Raw genomic sequence first — 5137 nt, forward strand, 5'->3', positions numbered from 1 at the left:
GAGGGCGAGCAGGAGCAGGGGCGGCGCGGCCCGGGGCAGGCGCCCGGGGCGGCCCGGGCGGCGCGGGTGTTGAGCGGTCACTGGCATTCCGCGGTTCCCTCGGTCTCGACGGTGGGGGAGGGGAGTACGGCGACGTACGAGACGCGGACCGGGGCCGCGTGCGGGCCATGCTAACCGTGCCGAAGCGGACTCTTGGGGTGCTGTACGGGCATAGCGCCCGATGGGGGTGTTTACCGCCGAACCTCTATCGGGGATGGGGTGATTGTGATAGAGGAGGCGGGTTTGCCGGACGGGGCCCGGCGGGCCTGCCGCTGCCGCGGTGTGCGGGAGATCGACGCGGAGGCGGTCCGGCGCGGAGGCGGGTCGGCGGGCCGGAGGGGCGCGCGGGGCCTCGTGTTCTTCCCCGGGCGGTGCGCGGACGATGCCGTAGCCGCCCGCATCACCCGTACCGCCCGCCGGGTCGCGAATGCCGCCTGACATTATTGACCGGCACATGAACGAAAAATGACCCGGGGGGGCCATGGGAACGATCAACACCGCGCTTCGCGAGCTGAGAACCGCGCAGAAGTCCTCGAAAGGCGTCTCGCTCTACTCCCGCTTCGCCAACCGCCCGGCGGGGCGCGTCCTCGCCGCCTGCTCCTACGCGCTGCGTCTGACACCGAACCAGGTGACGGTGATCAGCGCGCTCTTCAGCTTCGCCGCCGTGGTCGGCCTCGCGATCGGCACTCCGGCCGTGGGCCTCGGGGTCCTCGTGTGGCTCGGCCTCGCGATCGGGTTCGCCTTCGACTCGGCGGACGGCCAGCTCGCCCGGCTGCGCGGCGGCGGCAGCGCCGCCGGGGAGTGGCTCGACCACGTGGTCGACTGCGCGAAGATCACCGCCCTGCACGCGGCGGTGCTCATCTCCTTCTACCGCCACCCGGACGCCTACGGCATCGACGGCGAGGACGCCTGGCTGCTGCTCCCGCTCGTCTTCCAGTTCGCCGCGGTCGTCACCTTCTTCGGCGGACTGCTCACCGAGAAGCTCACCCCGCGCCCGGCCCCGGGAACGCCCGCCGCGGCCCCCTCGACGCTGCGGGCGATCGCGCTGCTCCCCGTCGACCACGGCATCTTCTGCCTGGTCTTCCTCTTCCTCGGCGCGGGCAGCGGTTTCCGCTGGGCCTACGCGGCCCTCGCCCTCGCCGCCGTGCTCTTCCTGCTCGCGTTCCTCGCCAAGTGGTTCAGGGAACTCAGCGCAGTTCGGCGCTGAGCGGCCCGGCCGGCCGCTCGTCCCCCGTGAGCACGTCCAGCGCGCGCCGCAGTTGCGTGCTGGACGTGTGGACGGTGTACGGGAAGTACACGATGTCCACGCCGACCGCCGCGAAATCGCGCTCCAGCTTGTCCCCCTTCGGCGTGCCGCGCCAGTCGTCGCCCTTGAAGAGCACGTCGAAGCGGACCTGCTTCCAGGTCTCCACCTTGTCCGGCACGGTCTCCACGAAGGCGGCGTCGACGTACTTGACGCTGCGCACGATCTCCAGCCGCTCCACCAGCGGGATCATCGGCCGACGGCCCTTGGCGCGCTCCAGCATCTCGTCCGAGACGACGCCCGCCACGAGGTAGTCGCAGTGATTGCGCGCGTGCCGAAGGATGTTGAGGTGTCCGATATGGAAGAGATCGTAAGCCCCCGGGGCATAACCGACTCGATACGGTCTGTGCTCCGCCATGAAAGAAACCCCCCTGGTCTCGTTCGCACCGTTCGTGCGGTGCGGGTCCGACGATAGCGTGCGCGTTCACTTCGGCGTGAGTGAACGTTTAGGCTAGGAAAGCTTCGCCTGGAGGACCGAAAGGGTCTGTACCTGCGCGAACGCCCGGGGGATTGCAGCGAAATGCTGGGGGAAGGGGAGCGCTGCGTGAGCGCACATGATCAGACCGGGGACATAGCGGGGCGACGCACCCTGCTCATGGTGTCCACCAACTACGCGCCGGAGCACGCCGGGATCGGCCCGTACGCGACACAGATCGCCGAGCACTGGGCCGCGTCGGGCCACGAGACCCACGTCCTCGCCGGGATGCCGCACTACCCCTCGTGGAGCCTCGACCCCGAGTACGCGGGGGCCTGGCGGCGCACCGAGCAGCGTGCGGGCGTCACCGTGCACCGCCGCAGGCACACCGTGCCGCCCCGCCAGACCGCCGTGCGCCGCGCCCTGTTCGAGGGCTCGATCCTCCTGCACGGCGCCGTCGCCCCGCCCCGGATGCCGCGCCCCGACGCCGTGCACGCGCAGATGCCGAGCCTCGCCGGCGGCGTGCTCGCCGCGCGCCTCGCGCACCGCTGGAAGGTCCCCTACGTCCCCGTCGTCCAGGACCTGATGGGCGCAGCCGCCGCGCAGAGCGGCATCAGCGGCGGCGACCGGGCCGCCAAGGTCGCCGCGCGCGCCGAGTCGTTCGCGCTGCGCCGCGCGACCCTCGTCGGAGTCATCCACGAGACCTTCCGCGCCAAGGTCGAGGCCCTCGGCGTCGCCCCTGAGCGCATCCGCCTCGTGCCCAACTGGTCCCACGTCACGAGCCCCACGGGCGACCGCGAGGCGACCCGCGCGCGACTGGGCTGGAAGCCGGGCGAGACCGTCGTCGTGCACTCGGGGAACATGGGCCTCAAGCAGGGCCTCGACGTCCTCGTCGAGTCCGCCCGCCGCGACCCCGCCGTCCGCTTCGTCCTCATGGGCGACGGCAACCAGCGCGCCCACCTCGAAGAACTCGGCCGCGGCGTGCCCAACCTGCACTTCCTGCCGCCCGCCGACGACGCCGACTTCATGGACGTCCTCGCCGCCGCCGACGTCCTCGCGGTCACGCAGCGCGCCTCCGTCCTCGACATGAGCGTGCCCTCGAAGCTGACCTCGTACTTCGCCGCCGCGCGCCCCGTGCTCGCCTCGGTCGCCGCCGAGGGCGGCACCGCGCACGAGGTGCTGCGCTCGGGCGCGGGCGTCCTCGTCGCCCCGGAGGACCCCGACGCGCTGCTCAAGGAAGTGCGTAGACTCGCCGACGACCCGGCGCAGGCCCGGGCACTGGGGGATGCGGGACCGCGCCACGTCGCGGCCCATCTGACGCGCGCGGCGGGACTCGCCCGTATCGACGCACTCATCGAAGAGGCTCTGGGGGTTTGGCGCACATGACCGACTCGCACGTCAGTCCGGCGGGGGACGAACCCGAACTGCTGCGTGACCAGTTCCGGCAGCTTCTGCGGTACCGCTGGCTGATCGGCGGGGGCATCGGGATCGGCCTGATCGGCGGTGCCTACCTCGGCATCACCTCGGCGGACTCGTACGCGGCCAACAGCGACATCGTCGTCCGCACCCCCACCACCAACCCCTTCGACAGCTCCACCGCGCCCGACAAGAGCGTCAACATGAACACCGAGCGCCAGACGGCGCTCTCCACCAACGTCGCCCAGATCGCCGCGAAGAAGCTCAAGGACGGCACCTCGGCGCGCACGCTCAAGAAGGGGCTCCAGGTCACCACGCCCCCGCAGAGCCTCACGCTGCGCTTCACCTACACCGCCGACTCGCCCGAGGCAGCCGCGCGCGGCGCCAACGCGCTCGCCGACGCCTACCTGACGGCGAGCGAGAAGAAGTGGTCCGACCTGCGCGACAGCATGGTCGCCCGGCTCAAGAAGCAGATCGACCCGCTCGGGAAGCAGCAGAACGAGCTGGCGCAGCAGCTGGACAGCATGACGAAGGGCACCTCCGCCTACGACGCCCAGCAGACCGCGAACGTCAACCTCAAGAGCCGCATCAGCACCCTCCAGAACCAGCGCGACACCCTCATGGGCCTCGACATGGCCGCGGGCTCCGTCACGCAGGAGGCCACCCCGCCGACCGGCTCCGACGGCCTCGGGCTCGTCATATCCCTCGCGCTCGGCGGTGCCTTCGGCATCGCCTTCGGTCTCCTCGCCGCCTGGGTGCGGCTCGTCTTCGACCCCTCGCCGCGCTCCACGGGCGACGTCGCGCGCGCCGTGCGGGCCCCCGTGCTCGGCTCCCTGCCGCGCGGCGCCGCGAAGAGCCTCCTCGCCGTCGACCAGACCGGCTCGCGCACCGCCGAGGAGTACCGCTCGATCGCCTTCCGGCTCGCCTACGACGCGCGCTTCGCCGACCGCCGCCGCCTCCTCGTCGTCGCGGCCCGCGACGCGAGCGCCGAGGCGGCCACCTCCGTCGCCACCAACCTCGCCGCCTCCTTCGCGGAGACCGGCAAGGACGTACTCCTCGTCGAGGCGGACCTGCGCGCCCCCGGGCTCTCCGCGCGCCTGCACACGAGCGCGGGACGTCCCGGCTGGAGCCTGCCGGCCGACAGCGACGACAACGGCTGGCCCGGCACCCGTCCGCTCACCGTCGACGCGGGCGAGGCCGGTTCCTTCGACCTCGTCGCGGGCCAGCGGGTGCGCAACGTGGCCCGCGCGCTCACGTCGAGCCGCACCACCCGGCTCATCGAGGACGCCGACGAGAACGGCTCGACCGTCGTCGTCCTCGCCCCGCCCGTCCTCTCCTACGCCGACGCGCTCGCCCTCGTCGACCGCGTCGACGGCGTCGTCATCGTCTGCGACCTGCGCAGCGTGCACCGCACCGAACTCGTCCGCATCCGCGAGCTGATCGTCGGCGCGGGGGGCACGGTGCTCGGCGCGGTCACCCACGACGAGGGCGGGCACCCCACCAGGGGCGGAGCGAAGGGCACCGGGCACCGCGCCGCGGGCAGCGAGCCGCCGCCCCCCGCCCCGCGCCCGGCACCCCCCGTCGAACAGCGCCTCGGAGACGGCACCGAGACCGTGACGCTGCGCCAACTGCGGCCCGAGGACCTGCGGACGGGCGACAAGAGATGAGACGCTCGGCCACGGTCGCCGCCTCCGTCCTCGACCAGGCCGCCTCCAGCCTGACCAACATCCTGGTCCTGGTGATCGTGGCCCGCGTCTCGACGGCCGCGGGCTTCGCCGCCTTCTCGATGGTCTACGTGACCTTCACGGTGCTGCTCGGCCTCAACATGTCGTACGTGGGACAGGTCGTCGTCCTGGAGAAGGGCGGCGCGCCCGCGCTCGCCGCCGCCTGCCGCTCCGCGACCGCCTTCACCGCGCTCGCCTCGCTGCTCGCCGGAGCACTGCTCGTGGCGGGCGGCGCGGCGG

General features: G+C 72.5%; 4 protein-coding genes and 1 pseudogene. 4 read left to right on the forward strand and 1 reads right to left on the reverse strand.

Going from position 1 to position 5137, the window contains the following annotated elements; translation table 11 throughout:
• Positions 1–520 precede the first annotated feature (520 nt).
• On the forward strand, positions 521–1246 hold the full coding sequence (locus tag G3I42_RS06015) for a CDP-alcohol phosphatidyltransferase family protein (protein WP_164283076.1): 726 nt from the start codon (positions 521–523) through the stop codon (positions 1244–1246).
• On the opposite strand, the gene G3I42_RS06020 is transcribed toward G3I42_RS06015, so the two are convergent.
• Positions 1227–1700, reverse strand: coding sequence for an adenylyltransferase/cytidyltransferase family protein (locus G3I42_RS06020; protein ID WP_164283078.1), 474 nt, complete (start codon positions 1698–1700; stop codon positions 1227–1229). The genes G3I42_RS06015 and G3I42_RS06020 overlap by 20 nt on opposite strands.
• A gap of 237 nt (positions 1701–1937) precedes the next feature.
• On the opposite strand from G3I42_RS06020, the gene G3I42_RS06025 reads away from it, so the two are divergent.
• The 3 genes and pseudogenes from G3I42_RS06025 to G3I42_RS06035 all read left to right on the forward strand — a co-directional run.
• Positions 1938–3143, forward strand: a complete 1206-nt coding sequence (locus tag G3I42_RS06025) for a glycosyltransferase family 4 protein (RefSeq protein ID WP_164283082.1) — start codon at positions 1938–1940, stop codon at positions 3141–3143.
• Positions 3140–4840 carry a tyrosine-protein kinase gene (locus G3I42_RS06030; protein WP_164283080.1) on the forward strand — a complete coding sequence of 567 codons (1701 nt, stop codon included), beginning with the start codon at positions 3140–3142 and terminating at the stop codon, positions 4838–4840. The genes G3I42_RS06025 and G3I42_RS06030 overlap by 4 nt, the downstream gene beginning before the upstream one ends.
• Positions 4837–5137, forward strand: a pseudogene (locus tag G3I42_RS06035) (hypothetical protein); the annotation flags it as partial. The gene G3I42_RS06030 and the pseudogene G3I42_RS06035, both read left to right, overlap by 4 nt.

The organism is Streptomyces sp. SID11385, assembly GCF_010548245.1.
Taxonomy (GTDB): Bacteria; Actinomycetota; Actinomycetes; order Streptomycetales; family Streptomycetaceae; genus Streptomyces.